Origin of the sequence: Pseudomonas sp. ANT_J12 (assembly GCF_008370045.1) — a bacterium.
Taxonomy (GTDB): domain Bacteria; phylum Pseudomonadota; class Gammaproteobacteria; order Pseudomonadales; family Pseudomonadaceae; genus Aquipseudomonas.
Map to the genome: position 1 here is coordinate 494289 of NZ_VOBN01000002.1, position 17117 is coordinate 511405.

At 60.7% G+C, this 17117-nt stretch carries 20 protein-coding genes; 10 read left to right on the forward strand and 10 right to left on the reverse strand.

Annotated elements, in window-relative coordinates; all coding sequences use genetic code 11:
• Positions 1-33 precede the first annotated feature (33 nt).
• The 9 genes from FQ192_RS08055 to FQ192_RS08095 all read right to left on the reverse strand — a co-directional run bounded on the left by FQ192_RS08055 (position 34) and on the right by FQ192_RS08095 (position 8763).
• Positions 34-1215, reverse strand: a complete 1182-nt coding sequence (locus FQ192_RS08055; RefSeq protein ID WP_149658111.1) for a TerD family protein — start codon at positions 1213-1215, stop codon at positions 34-36.
• The gene (locus FQ192_RS08060; protein ID WP_149658112.1) at positions 1212-1799 is read right to left on the reverse strand and encodes a TerD family protein; all 588 of its coding nucleotides are present in this window, start codon (positions 1797-1799) and stop codon (positions 1212-1214) included. Before FQ192_RS08060 ends, FQ192_RS08055 begins: the two co-directional genes overlap by 4 nt.
• Positions 1780-2559 carry an HAD-IB family hydrolase gene (locus FQ192_RS08065; protein ID WP_133840496.1) on the reverse strand — a complete coding sequence of 260 codons (780 nt, stop codon included), beginning with the start codon at positions 2557-2559 and terminating at the stop codon, positions 1780-1782. The genes FQ192_RS08060 and FQ192_RS08065 overlap by 20 nt, the downstream gene beginning before the upstream one ends.
• Positions 2556-3506 carry an HpcH/HpaI aldolase/citrate lyase family protein gene (locus FQ192_RS08070; RefSeq protein ID WP_149658113.1) on the reverse strand — a complete coding sequence of 317 codons (951 nt, stop codon included), beginning with the start codon at positions 3504-3506 and terminating at the stop codon, positions 2556-2558. Before FQ192_RS08070 ends, FQ192_RS08065 begins: the two co-directional genes overlap by 4 nt.
• Positions 3506-4600 (reverse strand): cysteine protease StiP domain-containing protein, encoded by a 1095-nt coding sequence (locus FQ192_RS08075; protein ID WP_149658114.1) that lies wholly within the window; start codon positions 4598-4600, stop codon positions 3506-3508. The genes FQ192_RS08070 and FQ192_RS08075 overlap by 1 nt, the downstream gene beginning before the upstream one ends.
• Positions 4593-5351, reverse strand: coding sequence for a trehalose phosphatase (locus tag FQ192_RS08080; protein WP_149658115.1), 759 nt, complete (start codon positions 5349-5351; stop codon positions 4593-4595). The genes FQ192_RS08075 and FQ192_RS08080 overlap by 8 nt, the downstream gene beginning before the upstream one ends.
• The gene (locus FQ192_RS08085) at positions 5341-6477 is read right to left on the reverse strand and encodes a phosphoribosyltransferase domain-containing protein (RefSeq protein ID WP_149658116.1); all 1137 of its coding nucleotides are present in this window, start codon (positions 6475-6477) and stop codon (positions 5341-5343) included. The genes FQ192_RS08080 and FQ192_RS08085 overlap by 11 nt, the downstream gene beginning before the upstream one ends.
• Positions 6478-6546: 69 nt before the next feature.
• The gene (locus FQ192_RS08090) at positions 6547-7686 is read right to left on the reverse strand and encodes a trypsin-like peptidase domain-containing protein (protein WP_149658117.1); all 1140 of its coding nucleotides are present in this window, start codon (positions 7684-7686) and stop codon (positions 6547-6549) included.
• 78 nt (positions 7687-7764) lie between these two features.
• Positions 7765-8763, reverse strand: a complete 999-nt coding sequence (locus tag FQ192_RS08095) for an ATP-grasp domain-containing protein (RefSeq protein WP_149658118.1) — start codon at positions 8761-8763, stop codon at positions 7765-7767.
• A gap of 251 nt (positions 8764-9014) precedes the next feature.
• Between FQ192_RS08095 and FQ192_RS33965 the strand changes: the two genes are divergently transcribed.
• From FQ192_RS33965 to FQ192_RS08125, 7 genes are all read left to right on the forward strand, one after another.
• On the forward strand, positions 9015-9191 hold the full coding sequence (locus tag FQ192_RS33965) for a hypothetical protein (RefSeq protein ID WP_178129038.1): 177 nt from the start codon (positions 9015-9017) through the stop codon (positions 9189-9191).
• Between the two features lie 81 nt (positions 9192-9272).
• Entirely contained in the window at positions 9273-11174 is a 1902-nt protein-coding gene (locus FQ192_RS08100; protein WP_149658119.1) for an alkaline phosphatase D family protein, read from the forward strand.
• A gap of 8 nt (positions 11175-11182) precedes the next feature.
• Entirely contained in the window at positions 11183-11698 is a 516-nt protein-coding gene (locus FQ192_RS08105; RefSeq protein WP_149658120.1) for an adenylate kinase, read from the forward strand.
• Between the two features lie 13 nt (positions 11699-11711).
• On the forward strand, positions 11712-12137 hold the full coding sequence (locus FQ192_RS08110; protein ID WP_149658121.1) for a VOC family protein: 426 nt from the start codon (positions 11712-11714) through the stop codon (positions 12135-12137).
• Complete coding sequence (locus FQ192_RS08115) at positions 12122-12790, forward strand: DedA family protein (protein WP_149658122.1); 669 nt, start codon at positions 12122-12124, stop codon at positions 12788-12790. Before FQ192_RS08110 ends, FQ192_RS08115 begins: the two co-directional genes overlap by 16 nt.
• A gap of 114 nt (positions 12791-12904) precedes the next feature.
• Positions 12905-13159, forward strand: coding sequence for a type II toxin-antitoxin system prevent-host-death family antitoxin (locus FQ192_RS08120; RefSeq protein ID WP_123410196.1), 255 nt, complete (start codon positions 12905-12907; stop codon positions 13157-13159).
• Positions 13156-13410, forward strand: a complete 255-nt coding sequence (locus tag FQ192_RS08125) for a Txe/YoeB family addiction module toxin (RefSeq protein WP_149658123.1) — start codon at positions 13156-13158, stop codon at positions 13408-13410. The genes FQ192_RS08120 and FQ192_RS08125 overlap by 4 nt, the downstream gene beginning before the upstream one ends.
• Positions 13411-13416: 6 nt before the next feature.
• Here FQ192_RS08125 and FQ192_RS08130 read toward each other — a convergent pair whose 3' ends face one another.
• Complete coding sequence (locus FQ192_RS08130) at positions 13417-14592, reverse strand: aspartate aminotransferase family protein (RefSeq protein ID WP_149658124.1); 1176 nt, start codon at positions 14590-14592, stop codon at positions 13417-13419.
• A 102-nt stretch (positions 14593-14694) separates the two neighbouring features.
• Here FQ192_RS08130 and FQ192_RS08135 point away from each other — a divergent pair, with 102 nt between their 5' ends.
• The 3 genes from FQ192_RS08135 to FQ192_RS08145 all read left to right on the forward strand — a co-directional run bounded on the left by FQ192_RS08135 (position 14695) and on the right by FQ192_RS08145 (position 17090).
• Positions 14695-15600 (forward strand): LysR family transcriptional regulator, encoded by a 906-nt coding sequence (locus tag FQ192_RS08135; RefSeq protein WP_149658125.1) that lies wholly within the window; start codon positions 14695-14697, stop codon positions 15598-15600.
• Between the two features lie 75 nt (positions 15601-15675).
• A complete protein-coding gene (locus FQ192_RS08140; protein ID WP_149658126.1) occupies positions 15676-16689 on the forward strand; it encodes a sensor domain-containing diguanylate cyclase in 1014 nt (337 codons plus the stop codon).
• Positions 16686-17090: a GNAT family N-acetyltransferase gene (locus FQ192_RS08145; RefSeq protein ID WP_149658127.1), complete on the forward strand. Its 405-nt coding sequence runs from the start codon at positions 16686-16688 to the stop codon at positions 17088-17090. The genes FQ192_RS08140 and FQ192_RS08145 overlap by 4 nt, the downstream gene beginning before the upstream one ends.
• The last annotated feature ends 27 nt before the right edge of the window (positions 17091-17117 follow it).

Genomic DNA, 17117 nt, shown 5'->3' on the forward strand with positions numbered 1-17117 from the left:
GGCGGACCGGACCGGCCCGCCGTTTTCAAATAGTTACTTGGAACCTGCCGACCAGCGCATGCCCCAACCGTAAGCCTTGTCCATGACCGAATGACCTTTGTGGAAATCGACCCGGCGGCTGACCTTGACGCCGCCGCCCTCGTTCTCCAGCAGGGCGATGGCACACATGCCCAGGCGCCCGCCTTCTTCATTCAGGCGAACTTCGATCGGTGGCTGGCCCGGGACATAAATGGTCACGACGCCATCGGTCTCACGCCAGTTCGGCGCACCTTCGTAGATGAACGCGAACACCAGCACCCGGCGGATTTCACTCCAATGCCGGCCGTTGATGTGCAGCCATTCGCCATCGCTGACGGCGCCGGTACGGTCATCGCCCATCAACCGGATGTAAGGGTCGTAGTCGAAATCGCCGAAGCTGTTGCCCAGTGCCTGGACCACCCCTTTGGAGCCATCCTGCAACTCGTAAAGGCAACCCACGTCGAGGTCGATGGCGTTGTTGCGCGAGAAGAAACCGCCGCCCTTGCCTTTGTTCCAGTTGAGGTTGACCTTGATCTCGCCGAAGCCTTCAGCGGTTTTCTCCAGGCTGATCGAGGAGCGGGTCTTGTCGAGGGTGATTTTGCTCAGGCTGATCGACGACTTCGGTGGCGCGGCCGGCACGGGTGCGGCAGGCGCCGCCACGGGTGCAGGAGCGGCCACTGGTGCCGGGGCAGGCGCGGCAATTTCGACACCGAAGTACTTGGCCAAAGGCTCAAGGCCACCGGCAAAACCCTGGGCGACGCAACGGAATTTCCACTCGCCCTGGCGGCGATAAAACTCGCCGAGGATCAGGGCGGTTTCTTTCATTCCGCTGGTGGGTATCTGCGCCTCGATACCGCCGGTGACGGTCAGCGCGAGATGGGATACACGGTCGAAGCTGGCTTTGTTCTCGTAGATCGTCGCCGTCAGCGCCACCTTCTCGACCACCGCGTCCAGGCGCGACAAATCAAGGGTGAAGACCGCACGACCGGCAGACGACTCGGTCATTTGTACCGTTCCGCCCAGCACATTGGTCTGGCCGTAGAAGCACATATCAGTGTCGCCGCGGACTTTTCCCGCGGCATTCAGGACGAATGCAGACACGTCGATATCGGCACCCGGGATGGCCGAGTAGCTGATATCGATCCGCACCTGGCCGGTGGTTACCGGCGCGTTCCCGCCAGGAACCAGGGTGGTCATGCACGCACCGCCTGAACCGCCAGGTTGACCAGGTCGTCAGCCGTGCGGCCGTTGGTCACCTGACCGATGGCCTTGAAGTCCCAACCGCCGTTCTCGCGCACCAGGCTGGCCATGACCACGCCGGTGTGACGGCCCTTCTCGGACAGATTGAAACGCGCCAGTTCGGTCTTGTTGCTCGCGTTGAGGATGCGGCAATACGCGTTGGCGATCTTCTCGAAGTTCTGGCCCGTGAAGCTGTTCACGGTGAATACCAGCGATTTGACGGTGGCCGGCAGGCGCTGCAGATCAACGGTGATGGTTTCGTCGTCGCCATCGCCTTCACCGGTGCGGTTGTCGCCCGAGTGCTGGATCGAACCGTCGCGGGAGGTCAGTTGACGGAACCACACCAGGTCCACTGGCTTGAAGTCGGCATCGAACAGAATGCAGGAGGCATCCAGGTCGACGTCACCACCGTTACCCATCAATCGGCCCATGAACCCGGCTTTCTCCGGATCCCAGCCGAGGCCAAGCGTGATCGCCGTGAGGCCACCGCCAGCGGTTTTTTCCAGGGAGATTGATTGGTTTTTAGTCAGAGTTAGGGCCATCGGTACGCTCCTTGTTGGTCGTCAATTGCGAGGGTGTAGCGTTGCTGTCCTCAACCGGACGAGTTGCCATCGGCGCAACGCCGGCATCTCGGGCCAAGGTCTTGGAGACCCGCAGACGCCCACGGCGCCATGCAGGGTGGAAATGTCGCCAGTGCGCATCTTGCGCAGCAGCCAGAAGTTCGTGGTCACCGCGGGTGTCGCCCCAGGCGCGCAGGCGGTATTGCGTCAGGTCGCCGTACACCGCTTCAAGGCGCTGCACCTTCGCTTCACAGCGGCAGTTGTTGCCCGAGATCCGCCCGGTCAGGCGCCCATCGACGACTTCCAGTTCGGTGGCGATCAATTTGATATTGAGGCGATCGGCAAACGGTTTCAGGACCAGCGCCGGAGAGGCGGAACACAGGGTGACTTCACTGCCGGCCTGTCTTTCAGCGGCCACCGAGGTCAAGCCGGCGGGACGCATCAGGCGGGTCCAGTACAGGCCGCAGAATTCCGCGGCCTTGTGCCGCACCCATTCTTCCTTGGCATCGGTGAGGAATGCGGCGATCAGCCGGGCCTTGAGTTCGTCGCGCGACAGGCGACGCGTCAGGTAACGCACCCCCGGACCGGCGAGCAGGCGCAAGCGCTTGGCAAATTCGATTTTGCCAAACGCAAATTTCAGAAAGGGAACGAAGCTGTCGTGCCGGGTCAAGGTGCCGTCGAAGTCAAAGACCGACAGGACCTTGGCCCCGGCCGGGCCCATCTCAAGCATTTCCTGGGTCATCGGCCGGCCTCTGCAAGACGGATTGACTGATCACTGTGGCTCGGCTCCGCATGCCTGACCCCATGCCACTTGGCACGCTCAAGGATATTTGTGGCCCATTTGAAGTGAGTTGCTGGTTCGCACATCGTGTCATTGTGATTGAAGACCGCTGGCGCGACTTCATTCAGCATCAATTTGGCACAATTTAGATCTTCGAGACTGACCCGCAGGCTGTCCTGAATGCTGCTGATCTGGCTTGGATGAATCGCCGTTTTGCCCACCAGGCCATGGGCAATGTCCAGGCTCAGTTCTTCCAGCAGCAAATGCGGCGTCGCCAAACGCTCAAACACCGGGGCGGTCAAAGCGAACCCTTGCGACCCCATGACCCCGGCCAGCATTGGAATCACGTAACCCATGGGCGTGCTGTACAGCGTGGTCGCCGGATTGCGCCGAAGGCCCAGGCAGCCCAGCAGATCATTGCCACCGATGCGCAGGGCAATGATGCGGTGGTCCAGGGTCTGCTTGAGCGCTGCGCCCAGCTCGACCATCGCCACCGGGTTGAAGACCTCGCGGGTCTCCAGGGTCGGCATCAGGAAGATGTCGGGGTTGGTCACCGCCAATTCCCACGCGCGCAGATTGGACAGGCTCAGCTTGGGCAGGACAAACCCGTCCACATGCACCATCAACGGCCAGTCGTTGAGCACGGCCGCCATCTGCGAATCCCGCGGTCGCACGAACAGCATGGGGCCATCGACCGTGCGGCCGCCCTGTTGGTCAATCGAGAGCAGTAACTTGTGCAGATTGGCCAGCGCCGTTTCGACGTCGATCTCCGCGACCGCATCCTCGAGGCACACCACCATCGAACGCAGTTCGGGCAGTTTTTTGTGCAAGACCACATCGAGGATGTCCTCGCGGGTGGCCGGCATGTAGAGCGTTGCACCGAGGGCGTAGGGCGAGAGTATTTTCATCAGCTCAAACTCCGGATAACGGTCACGGCACGATAAGGACCGAGGGCGGCCCCCATCTCCTCAACCGTCACGTTCGCGCGCTCAGTCAGGTGCATCAGCAATTGCACGTCCGGATCGCTGCGATCGCGCACCAGCACCTGATCCGGCACCCGGCGCAGAACGGCACGCGTGGCCTCGGCAATGCCGGGTTTGACCCGATTCAGATTGGTAATGCCCCATTGCGCGGCAATCGCGTCGATGACACCCAGTGCCGAAGCCTGCAGCTGATTGCGTTGCGCTTCAGTCCAGGGAGCGGCAGCTTCGACCGCCGGCAGCGCCTGGCGCTCGGCTTCGATCTGGTCGATGAATTCACGCGTGACGTCGTGTTCGTGCAAGTGGTCGTAGACCACGCACCCATGCAGGCCGCCATTGGCCGGCCAGATGGAGCGCGAAACCAGGCCAGACACCGTGGCCCCGAGGATGCCGGACGGAATCACCCAGTCTTCGGCCGACGCCGCCAGCCAGGCGCGCCCGCAAGGGTCGGCCAACACCACAAGGCGTGGCTGCTCGGGAAAGCGCGTGTCGCCCTTGAGGCTGCGCTGGATCTCGCCGGAGATGGCGCCCTTGCCGGTCCAGCCATCGACAAACACGATGTTTTCCGCGCCGTGGGCCTGGATCACCGCGTCCAGGGCAATCATGTCGATGCCCCGGTCACGCACGATGCTGATCCCGTAATGGTGGGCGTCACGCCCCAAGTCCAACAGCGCGCGGCGCAGCAGGACGCCCAGAGGCAGCCCCGCGCGCACGAACGAAACCAGCGCGATCGAAGGGCCGTCACAGGCCTGGTCGAGCGCCAGTGCCAGGGCCTGGACATCCCGGGCCATCCTGACCGAGTTCTGCGCCATGGCACGCTGGTACAGCCCTTTGTGGACCTCGGTCGGCGCCGATTCCTGGCTGATCATCTCGGAGTAATGCTTCTGCCGCGTCTGGATCAGGCGCTCTTTCTCTTCAACGTCCGTCACTTCGATGTCGACGGGTTGCAGCAAAAAGTGCACGTCATCGGGCGCGTAACTGCCACTGCCAACCGTGGTCAGATGGGCAAAGGCATTAACCATGGATCATCGCCTCCACAACTTTAGCCAATTGGCTGTTGGCAGGCGTCGCCCAGAAGTTGCATTCGTTCATAAAGCCCAGGTCGGTGACGCTGTCACCAAAGCCCAGCACCGGACGTTCGCCATGGGTGGCTCGATCGCGGCGCAGCAGTTCTTGGACCGCCAGACGCTTGGACAAGCCGTGCGGCAGGAACGCGAGGTTGTTGCCGTTGCCGTGGATATGCATATCGTCCAGCAGGCCACGGGCCTGAACCTCGGCCAACACCTTTTGCAGCACCGAATCGTCCGACTCGTTGTGCTTGGTCACCACGTAATTCAACAGGCCTTGCTCTTCCACTACCCATCCGCGCAGGGAAAAACCCATTTCCTCGCCGATGGCCAGGGTCGCCGCACTCAGGGTCGCAAGACGCTCCTGATACGCCGCCAGCGCCTCAGTCATCTGCCCGTGCCAATCGCGATCCAGCGAGCCATCGGGTTGCAGGATCACGCCACCATGGGAACACACGGCCCCCGCGACGAAGGGCAATTGCACGCGGCTGTAAGCTTCGACGCTGCGCGCCGTGACCGGCACGACATCGGCCGATGCCAGCAACCATTCGACAAAGTTTTTCTGCACGGCGCTCATGTAGCCGTTGGGCTGGCCGTCGACATCCAGCGTCGCGGTATGGCGTTCAGCGCCTTGCGGCATCTTGCGCGCGGTCTGGAACAAGGTGTCATCAAGATCGATGAGTATCAGGGGACGCTTATTGCTCATCGACAATGACCTCCGCATTCAGCGCCTCAATCAGCGATTGGGGAACTGCTTGCGCCGGCGTTTCGGTACAGATCAACACACGGTCGAACTGCCCCGGACGCACGTTATAGAGAAAGTTCGGAATGCCCAGGCCGTAGTTATCGGAGAACGACAAGGCGTACCCGATCTCATGGCCCAGGGCAATCGGCGAGCGGCTGGTGGAGCTGAAATGCACATCAGCCCCGGCGCGTTCAAGACGTTCGGCCAGCAGAAACGGACGCCACACGAATTCGCTGGTGCCCACGACCATCACGCGCTCGCCCGGCTTGACCTGAATATGCGGGGCCAATGTGTCTTCGACATGACGCACACCCAGGCGTCCCCAATCGTTACGCGGGTCGAGGGGCCATTCGCCCACGGCCACCGCGCCCACATCGGGCATTTCCGGCAGCGGCGCGTCTTGATCCTCGCAGAAGCGATAAGCACCCTGCAGCAGCGACACCTGGGTGGCGGATTCGCCCAGAAGGTTGCGCACCGCGCCACGGGACCAATCGGTGAGCACGCAGGTCACGACCCGCTCCACGTTGCTCAGGCCGGCATCCACGAGGGCGCGATGCAGATTGATGAAGGTCTTGCCGGTGGAGGCTTCATCGTCGACCAACACCAGGGAACGCGCGTTCAGCATCATTTCCCGCACATCGAGATCGGTGGGCTGGTGAATCAGGTGTGCGCTGGCGTGGCTGTGTTCTTCTTCAAAACGGGTGAACAGCTCGGTGCCGACCGGATGGCGCGTGCTGACCATGTAGACGGTGTCCGGGCGGGTCTTGCTGTAGGCGCGGTGTACACCGGCACCCAGGCCGACGGCCGTTTCGGCCATGCCGATCACCAGGACCGGGCCGGGCAAGTCAGCGGGAATCTTGGCCGCCAGGGTTTCGTAGCTGGCCTGCATGATCGATGGACGCACCGGAATATGGCGGCCCAGCACGCGGGACACAAACAGGAACGCCCGTTTAGGATTACGGCGCTCGGCGAACCCGAATAACGAATGGGGTTCGATGGAGGATTCATCGACATCGACTTCCATCAGCCCGCGCTTCAATTGAGCGCTGAGTGTGGTGGTCGTGGATTTTTCTACTGCGGATTCCATGTGCAACATTCCTAAAAGAGGCGAATTAGTGAACTGACAACCCTTCACTATTTTTAAAGCAGGGTGCCTCTACGGATTTCGGGCTTCGATCCGCCAGAGTGACGACTGGGCTTCACGAGCCATTTCGGCGGTCGAGAAAACCCGACCGGTTGGTGATTTAGGCGGCGAAACATGACAGGCATCCAGAAAGGCCAACAACAACCCGGCCTTGACCGCGAAGTTCATGTTTTGCGCATCCGGCAGCGACGACGTCACCATCCCGATGACCGCCCCGCTGCTATCGAATAATGGGCTACCGCTGGACCCAGGCTGGATGGCCGCGGTGAACTGCAGCAGGCTTGCATCGTTGTGCAACCCGAACAGACCGGACACTCCGCCCTGCGTCACGTGCACGCCACCGCCCGCCAGGCCGGCCATCGGAAAGCCCAGGGCAATCACCGACTCCCCCAGCGCACAACCGACCCCTTCCTTGAAGACCACGGGCGACAGTGGCGGGCAATCCTGAATACGCAGCAACGCCATGTCGTTGCGCTGATCGACCACCACCACTTCGGCGCGGTAGCGACCGGCAAACGAGGCAATGTGCAGTTCCTCCATCCCCTCGATCACGTGGGCGCAGGTCATGACCTGGTTGGGCGAAACGGCGAACCCGGTGCCCGTGGCCGAAGCACGGCTCCTGCCTGAATCACCTGAATACGGACGGCGATTGGGGTGCGCATCATCAATCGTGATGCCCATGCGCCGCCCCATCGCGGCCAGGCCATAGGCCGAGCCTTCGGCCAGCGCGCGGAATTTCCATTGATCGTTGCGGTTGTAGAACTCGCCAATGACAATGGCTGATTCACCGTTGCTTTTCAGGTCCAGGGACAGTTCGACCTGATTGTCGACTTGCAGGCGCAGGTCCTTGAGTTCGCTGACAGGACCGGCGGCGGAAAAGGTATACACCACCAGCAGCAGACGTTCGCTGCCGCTGGGAAGACGGGACAAGTCCAGGGAACAACCGATAGACGACGGCGTACCGCTCCATTCCATCCACTGTTGAGTGACTTGAAACAGAGCCGGGTCACCTGTCGGAAGACGCTTCTCAGTGACGGGCAGCAGCGCTACGGCTGCGTATTCCCCAAAGGCGGTGGAGTGGCTGCACTCCAGCGTCCATGCACATTTAACGCCTGAAATAGCGGCGTTGGCTCCAGGCGTAAGCGCCTTCATCCTGTCGTTCCTTGATCGGTAGCTGGCAATTATGCCAAGACAGCAACAATCATTCACTGCCTATGTGGCGTTGTAATATCAGGAAGGCGCTATAACGGCAACTGTGATTGGCTTCACCCGAACGTTGTCCACCCACTGGCCCGCAGGTTCTGGCAGACCGAGCCGACGAACGGCGAAGATTCCGGCCAGGTTTATCCCGGTTGCCCTCGTGTAGCCAATGCCGCCGGAGTAACGCGGGTTGATTTCCAGCAGATGGGGAACACCGTTGTGGTCATCCCGGGTCTGGACATTGACCAGCCCATCGCACTTGAAATGCGCGGCGGCCTTGAGTGCCAGCTCAACGGCGGCGGACTCGCGCTCGAACGTCTGGTGAACACCCTGCTTTCTTCTGCCGACGAACGCAACCGGCTGGCCCGCTTCGCACACCATGTCGACGGAACACTCGCTGCCCGGCAAATACGGCATGACCAGCATCGGCTTCCGCTCGGGACTGGCCTTATAGAGGCTGAGGTAGGTATCGAAATCGACTTCCCGCGCGTCCGGGTTTTCCAGGCAGCGGAACGGCTCGACATCGGCCTTGAACCGCCAGAAACCTTGCCCGTAAATACCGACGACCGGTTTGATGCACACCTCGCCTTGCGCGGACAGCAACTCATAAGCCGCCGCCAGTTCCTGGGCAGTGTTGACCGTCACGGCGGGAATGCACGCCAGCCCGGCGCGCTCGGCCTCTGCGGTGAAACGACTCTTGTCGTCGACGTTATCGAAGGTGTCCATGGACATCCCGCCCGTCACCAGCTGCAAACCGGCGGCTTCGAAGCGATCTCGCGCCACTTCGTAGAAGCTGCCGATACGCCCGGCCAGGATCACCTTGATGCCGTGCTCAAGCGCCGTGGCGATCACCCAGTCGATGCGTTCCTCGTTATCCAGAGGCTCTTGAAAGCTGACATCGGCCTGCCCCGTGATTTCAGGTCGATCCTGACGATGAGAGGCAAAAATCCGGACGTTCGCCGGCAGTGCCTCGCGCGCGCCTATAAGAATGTCGCGCTGGCTGGATTGACCTTCGAGAAACCAGATCACGTTTACGCTCCTGAATGAATATCGACCGGGATGGTGACTCGCGTTGAGTCACCAGATCCCTGCGGCAGCTGAATTTCCCGTCACGATAACGGACATGCAACAAAAGGCTACTTAATTCCCCGCAGACGCTTCCTACAGCGCACCGGGACAGTGGCGCAAACCTCTGTTTTTGATATCGTGCCGCCCATCGTCAATGCTCAGCGACAGTCGAGCATGGGTTTTATTGTTACTGCGCGTAAGGAAGGGAGCGAATGGAGTTTCTACGCTTTGTGATATTTGCCGCAGCCTGGGGGTTCATGTGGCGCTGGGTGGTGCTCAATCGCGGCAGCTGGGGCCTGCTTTTCGGCAACATGGCCGGGGCGGTGTCCGGTTTTATCGTCGGGCTGGTGCTGCTGTCTATCACGCTGTCCCTGGTGCCGATGCGCTAGGCACCTGAGCGCCCTGCTTAAAGGCAAAGGAAGGCCGCTGCGTTATCATCGCCGGCCTGTGTGCCCAGAGCCTTGACCCGGATGTCCGTAACCCTGCCATTTCCCGACGATCACGCCTCACTGCCTGCGGTCCTTGCCGGGCCGCTATTGCGGCGCCTTGAGCCCACGCGGCTGGTGCTGTGGCTGGCAGGTTCCCGGGCGTTGTCCCTGACTTTGCGTTTGCAAGGTGTAAACGACATCCGCCTGGATGACTCGACCTGCACCGTCATTCCCGTTGGCACCCATGCCTTTATTCACTTGATCGATGTGCCGCTGGACACCGCCCTGCCCTGCGACACGTTGATCGAGTACGACCTGCTGATTGACGACGCAGGCATCGCCGACTGGGCCCCACACTTGCTGTACGGCGACGCCCGTTGCCCGAACTTTGTCCTGCGCTCACGCATCGATCAGTTGCTGCACGGCTCCTGCCGTAAACCCCACCACCCGGCGGCGGACGGTTTGCTGTGTGTGGATCGTCTGCTGGCGACTGAACAGGCAGCCATTGAGCGCCCGGCCCTGTTGATGATGAGCGGCGACCAGGTCTACGCCGACGACGTGGCCGGGCCGATGCTGCGGGCCATCCATGCGTTGATCCAGCGGCTGGGCTTGTTCGACGAGCACCTCGAAGGGGCGGTGGTCAGCGACAGCGCCACCCTCTACGAACACGCGGCCAGCTACTACCATCGTGCGGATTTGTTACCGGCGCTTGAGAGCAACGAAACCCTGCGCGAGCGATTTTTCGGCGGTGCGCGTAAGCCGATTTTCACCAGCAGCAGCGCCGACAATCACCTGGTAACGTTTGCCGAAGTCATGGCGATGTACCTGTTGGTCTGGTCGCCCACTGCCTGGACGCTGATCGATCCGCAGCCACCCGTTCTGCCCCCCGAAAGGCTTCAGCGCTATGTCCTCGAACAGTCCCGCATCGATGCCTTCAAGGCCGGTTTGGGTGGCGTTGGCCGGGCGATGGCGCATCTGCCGTGCCTGATGATTTTTGATGACCACGACGTGACCGATGACTGGAACCTGTCCGCGCAATGGGAGGAAACCGCCTACGGCCATCCGTTCTCCAAGCGCATCATCGGCAATGCGTTGCTCGCTTACATGCTGTGTCAGGGCTGGGGCAATAACCCGGATGCGTTCGCCGATGTGCTGGAGAAAACCCGTGCGTTAAGCAACACCGAGCGCTATCTCGATAGCACGGCTCAAGACCACTTGATCGACGACTTGCTGGGCTTCCAGAACTGGCACTACGTGTTGCCGACCACCCCGGCCCTTGTGGTGCTCGACACCCGCACCCGGCGCTGGCGCAGCGAGATGAACCTCAAGCAACCCTCGGGCCTGCTGGACTGGGAAGCCCTCAGCGAGTTGCAACAGGAACTGCTGGATCACCCGTCGGCGATCATCGTTTCGCCGGCGCCGATCTTCGGCGTCAAATTGATCGAGACCGTACAACGAGTCTTCAGTTGGTGCGGCTTTCCCCTGCTGGTGGACGCCGAAAACTGGATGGCCCATCGCGGCGCGGCCCAGGTGATCCTGAACATTTTCCGACACTCGCGTACACCCGGGAACTACGTGGTGCTGTCGGGTGATGTGCATTATTCCTTCGTCTATGAAGTATTGATCCGACACCGCAAGGCCGGTCCGCGGATCTGGCAGATCACCAGCAGCGGGATCAAGAACGAATTCCCGCCGGCCCTGCTCGAATGGTTTGACCGCCTCAACCGCTGGCTCTACTCGCCCCGTTCGCCGCTGAACTGGTTTACCAAACGCCGGCTGATGCGCATCGTTCCGCACACCCCCGAACATGCCGAAGCGGGTGAACGGTTGTGGAACTCGGCAGGGATCGGGCAGGTGCTGTTTAATGAAAAGGGTCAGCCGCGGGAGATCTATCAGCACAATGCCGATGGCTCGCCGCGTACCCGAATGGTTGCGCCTGAGTAGTCGTCCTTATGAATGTGAACAACCTGAACCTCACCCGGACGTTGATCATCGGCAACTCCGGCGCAGGCAAGAGTTGGCTGGCCAAGCGCCTGGCCAAACGGCAGCAAGTGCCGTGGATCGATCTTGACCGGGTTCACTGGATTTCGGATGAACACAGCATCGCCCGGCCTCGAAACGAAGCCCTGGAAATAGCCCGGGTCGCGGCCAGTGAAGAACAGTGGGTGATCGAAGGCGTCTACGGCTGGATCATCCGCGAACTCCTGCCCCGGGCGACGGCGCTGATCTGGTTGAGCCTGGACGATGACGATTGCGTCGCCCAAATCCGTCAGCGAGAAGCCCGGCGCGACGCCGACGATGAGTTATTGATCGCGCTGCTGGACTGGGCCGGCAGCTATCGCCGTCGCGAAGGGTCCAGCGGATTCAGGGTTCATCAGCGTCTGTTCCAGGGCTTCAGCGGTTCCAAGCTGCAACTGACGAACCGGGCTGAAACCACAACGTTCATCAACGCGTTACCACCCCGCTAACCAAGGATGCATCATGTTTGCACGGAGCAACTCAGTCCCTGAATTGATGGTCACCGACCTCACTGAAAGTCTGCATTTCTGGACCTCGCTGATCGGTTTCGACATCGCCTATGAACGCCCCGGTTTTGCCTACCTCGATCGACAGGGCGTGCAGTTCATGCTTGAGCAATACGACCCGGACGAAGGCCAATGGCTGGCCGCGCCGCTGGAAACGCCACTGGGGCGCGGCATTAACTTTCAGATCACCGTAGATTCAGTTGAACCCCTCCTCCAACGACTGGCCGAAGTTCAATGGCCGCTGTTTCGTCCCTGCGCCGATACCTGGTATCGCGCGGGCACAGTGGACGTCGGCCAGCGTGAGTTTCTGGTGCAGGATCCGGACGGTTACCTGCTCCGGCTGGTGGAAAGTCTGGGGGAGCGACCGTGTTTGAACACATAGACCTGCATTACCTGCTCGGCACCTATGGCTATTGGGCGGTGTTCTTCGGCTGTTTGCTGGAGGGTGAAACCATCCTGATCCTCGGCGGAATGGCCGCCCACCAGCACCTGTTGCACCTGTGGCCAGTGATTGGCTGGGCGAGCCTGGGCGGGATGCTGGGGGATCAGTTGCTGTTCTGGAGCGGGCGCTATTTTGGCGGGCGCCTGCTGCCGCGCCTGCATCGGCAACAAGCGGCGATCGATCGGGTTACGGGGCTGATCGGGCGCTACCCATCGACCTCGGTGTTTGCCGTACGTTTTCTGTATGGCATGCGCCTGGTGGGGCCGATGGTCATCGGCGCCAGCGGTTTATCGCCGTTGCGGTTCGCATTGTTGAATGCCTTGGGCGCGGTGGTCTGGGCCACGGTGTTTGCCAGCGCCGGGTATTGGGCGGGCGAAGCGCTGGAAACGATGCTGGGGAATTTGAAACCTTATCGTTTGCCGATTGCGTTGGCGGTTGTGGTATTGGCGGTGGTGGTTGGGTTGGTTCGGTATTGGCGGGTTAGCATAAGGCGCGGCATGTTGAGTGAGTTATTTCGGGGTGACGCTCGGGCTGATCACATACTTATCGGAATGGGATTACAGGGGTTGCGGAAACGTCTTGAAGAAGCTTAGGCGATACTCAATGCAGATGCGGATACATCGTCTGCGTAACGACCACTCGGAGGTATCGCCTTGCCATCCTGTACTCATTTCTGTACGTTCTTTGCATTGAGCGAGGACTACATCATGCAAACCATCAACTACACCACCGCGCGTGCACATCTGGCTGAAACCATGGATCGGGTCAATGAAGACCGTGCCCCCCTCCTGGTAACTCGTCAGAAAGGCGAACCCGTGGTGATGATGTCTCTGGCGGAGTACAACGCTCTAGAGGAGACCGCGTACTTGCTACGTTCCCCGGCCAATGCTGAACGTTTGATCAAATCGATCGGCAACCTGCGAGCAGGGAAAGCCAAAGCCAGGCAACTCATTGAAGAATGAATATCGAGTTCACTACTGAAGGTTGGAACGACTACCTGTGGTTCCAGCAAAACGATAAGGCCGGGCTCAAACGGATCAACCTGTTGATCAAGGCAATTCAGCGCGAACCTTTTAGCTGCCCCGGCAAGCCTGAACCGCTGAAACACAATCTGAGCGGTTTCTGGTCTCGCCGGATTACAACGGAGCATCGCTTGGTCTACGCGATCGAAGAGGGTGCGATACAGATCGTGATGTGCAGATATCACTACTAAGTATTCTCAGGCTGCGTTCAGCACCCGGCATATCCCTCTGACAATCATCTCCACTTCCCGCTCATCAATCGTCAGCGGCGGCAGCAAGCGAATGGTTTTGCCCCGGGTCACGTTGATCAGCAGGCCATGATCCCGTGCGGTGATCAGGGTCAGGTCGCGGATCGGTTGCTTGAGTTCGATGCCGATCATCAGGCCCTGGCCGCGGATCGCCAGGACGTTCGGATTGTCGGCCAGTTCAATGCGCAATCGGGCGAGCAGGCGTTCGCCTTGCAGCTTGGCGTTTTCCCGCAGGCCTTGTGCTTCGATGATCTCCAGCACGGTGCAACCGACCCGGCACGCCAGCGGGTTACCACCGAAGGTGCTGCCATGGCTGCCGGGGGTGAACAGCTCGGCAGCGCGACCCCGGGCCAGACAGGTGCCAATGGGCACGCCGTTGCCCAAGCCTTTGGCCAGGGTCATGACGTCCGAGACGATGCCTTCGTGCTGGAATGCGAACCACTGGCCGGTGCGGCCGATGCCGGTCTGGATTTCGTCGAGCATCAGCAACCACGAACGCTGATTGCAGAGTTCACGTACGGCCTTGAGGTAACCGGGCGGCGCCAGCTGCACACCGCTTTCGCCCTGGATCGGCTCCATCAGGATGGCCACGATTCTGGGGCCGTGAGCTTGCTGCACCTTGTGCAGGGCTTCGAGATCGCCAAATGGCACTTTGACGAAATCCCCCGGCAATTCACTGAAACCCAGGCGTACCGCCGGGCCATCACTGGCGGACAAGGTGCCAAGGGTCCGTCCGTGAAACGCGTTCTCCATGACCACCACCAGCGGTTGTTCGATGCCCTTGTGCCAGCCGTAAAGCCGCGCGAGTTTCAGCGCCGTCTCGTTGGCCTCGGCGCCGGAGTTATTGAAAAATGCCCGGTCCATGCCCGATAGCTGCGTCAGTTTCTGCGCCAGCTGTTGTTGCCAGTCGATGCTATAGAGGTTCGACGTATGCAGCAGCAAACCCGCCTGTTCGCTGATGGCCGAGACGATTTTCGGATGAGAGTGGCCGACATTGGTGACCGCCACGCCCGCCACCGCATCCAGGTACTCGCGACCGGCCTGATCCCACAATCGCGTGCCCAGGCCTTTGGTAAAACTCAGGGCCAACGGTTGGTAGGTGGTCATCAGGCAGGCGGCGGTCATGACATCAAGCTCCATCAATGGTCGGTGTTTTTGCAGTATGGTTAGCCACCTGAGCTGGATAAACGCTGCAATACTTCAATCATTTAGAAGTCGGGCTTGATAATGGATCTGTTCCAGGCAATGACCGTTTATGTCCGGGTGGTGGAAACCGGCAGCATGACCGCCGCCGCGCTCCAGTGCGAAATGTCCACGACCATGGTCGGCAACCACCTGCGCGCCCTGGAGCAACGTCTCGGCGTGCGCTTGCTCAACCGTACGACCCGGCGCCAGCGCCTGACGGAATTTGGCACCGCGTATTACCAGCGTTGCCTCGAAGTGCTGGGGCTGGTGGCCGACTCCGAACGCCTGGCCGAGCAGGCCCTCGATGAACCGAGCGGCACCTTGCGCATCACCGCGCCACTGACGTTTGGCACCGAACGACTGGCGCCGGCACTTAGCGAATTCTCCTTGCGCTGTCCACAGGTCAAGCTTGACGTGGTGCTCACCAACGGCCGCCCGGACCTGCTGGAAAACGGATTTGATGCGGCGATTCGCCTGGGCGCAATCGAGCCGTCCAACATGATTGCCCGCCCACTCATCGATTACACCCTGACCATGTGCGCCTCGAAGGCGTACCTGGCGCGCCGGGGCACTCCGCACAAGCCCGAAGACCTGCAACATCACGACTGCCTGGCCTTCGCCTATCCGGCCGGAGACGATTGGCACTCGGTGGAAAAACAATGGCGCCTGACCGGCCCCGAAGGCGAAGTCCTGGTTTCCGTCAGTGGGCCGATGCTGATCAACAGTTCGGCGGGTCTGCATCAAGCGGCGCGCACCGGCATGGGCATCGTGATGGTCCCCGACGCGCTGGTGGAGCAGGACCTCAAGGATGGAAAACTGGTGGGCTTGCTGCCGGATTACCGGCTGCCGAGCCGGCCCATGCATTTGGTCTACGCCCAGGATCGCTACCGTTTGCCGAAACTGCGTAGCTTCGTCGACTTCGCCGTGCAGAAGTGGGGCAAGCACTAGCGGCGTCGAGGTGCCATGGACTAATCTGCTCGACGGGCGAATGACTTCGATATCAGGACGGCAAGGAGAGCGGTGATGGGCGACGCGTCGAGTATCGAGCCGGTGAAATTCAATCTGTCGGACTTCAACGAAGACTTGCTGCACACCATTATGGAACTGGTCAGCGACGGTATTTGGGACTGGAATGCCAATACCGGTTTCGTCTACCGCAACCCCGGCTGGTACCAGATGCTCGGCTACCCGCCGCACTCACTGGAAAACACAGTGTTGACCTGGGAAACCGTGATGCATCCCGACGATTATCCGCGGGTCATGGCGTTGTTCGATGACTACCTGAGTCAACGCGCGTCCGGCTATAAGGCCGAATATCGATGCCGCAGACAGGATGGCACCTACACCTGGATCGAAGACCACGGCTACATCCTGGCACGCAATGCCGATGGTTCGGTGGCGCGGATGGTCGGGGCGCACCGCAGCATCGAAGACAAGAAACGCCTGCTCGAACAACTGGAGCGGCGCAATCACTCCCTTGAAGCCCTCGTCGAAGAACGCACCCGGGAGCTGTCCCGGGTCAATCAGCAACTGCAAATCCAGCTCGAAGAAAACCGCAAACTGGCGGAAACCGATGCCCTGACCGCCGTCGCCAATCGCTATCGCCTGGAAAAAGTCCTGCCCCAGGAATGCGACCGCGCCCAGCGCTTCCGCCAGCCGCTGTCGCTGATCGCCATGGACATCGACGACTTCAAAATCATCAACGATCACTACGGCCATGCACTGGGCGATGCAGCGTTGGTGCAAGTGGTCGACTGCCTGAAACGCTGTGTACGCGACGGTGATTTGCTGGCCCGCTGGGGCGGCGACGAATTCATCATGATTCTGCCCAACACCTCACTGGCCGGTGCCCGCGGGATCGCGGAAACCATCCGCCAGGGCCTGACGGGCTTGCTACCCGTGGGGGACTTTCAAGTCACCCTGAGTTTTGGCGTGGTCCAGCGCTTTGAAGAGGAACAACAGACCGGGCTGCTGGCCCGGGCCGATCAGGCGCTGTATCGGTCGAAGGTGATGGGCAAGAACGTGATTTCGGGATGAGCGCCGATCTGCTTGTTCGCGATGTGCAGCCTTCGGACGTCGAATCCGTGAGGCTTTTTCTTGAGCACAATGGCTGGGCCCACCGTATCGGTTCGGCCGAGCATTTCGCGCAACTGCTCGCCAACTCCCAGCGCACGGCGCTCGCGGTAAAGGACTCGCGGATCATCGGGTTTGCCCGAGGCATTACCGACGGACTGTCCAACGGTTATCTGTCGATGGTGGTCGTGTGTGGGCAGCATCGACGTGAAGGTGTAGGTCGTGCGCTGGTCGAACATGTGATGGGTGAAAATCCGCACATCACCTGGGTTTTACGCGCCGGCCGGGAAGGTGCTCCCGCGTTTTTCTCCAGCCTGGGTTTTGAGGCATCGACCATTGCCATGGAGCGTCCGCGTAGCAAGTGACCGGCCGTATACTCGCTGAAATCAATC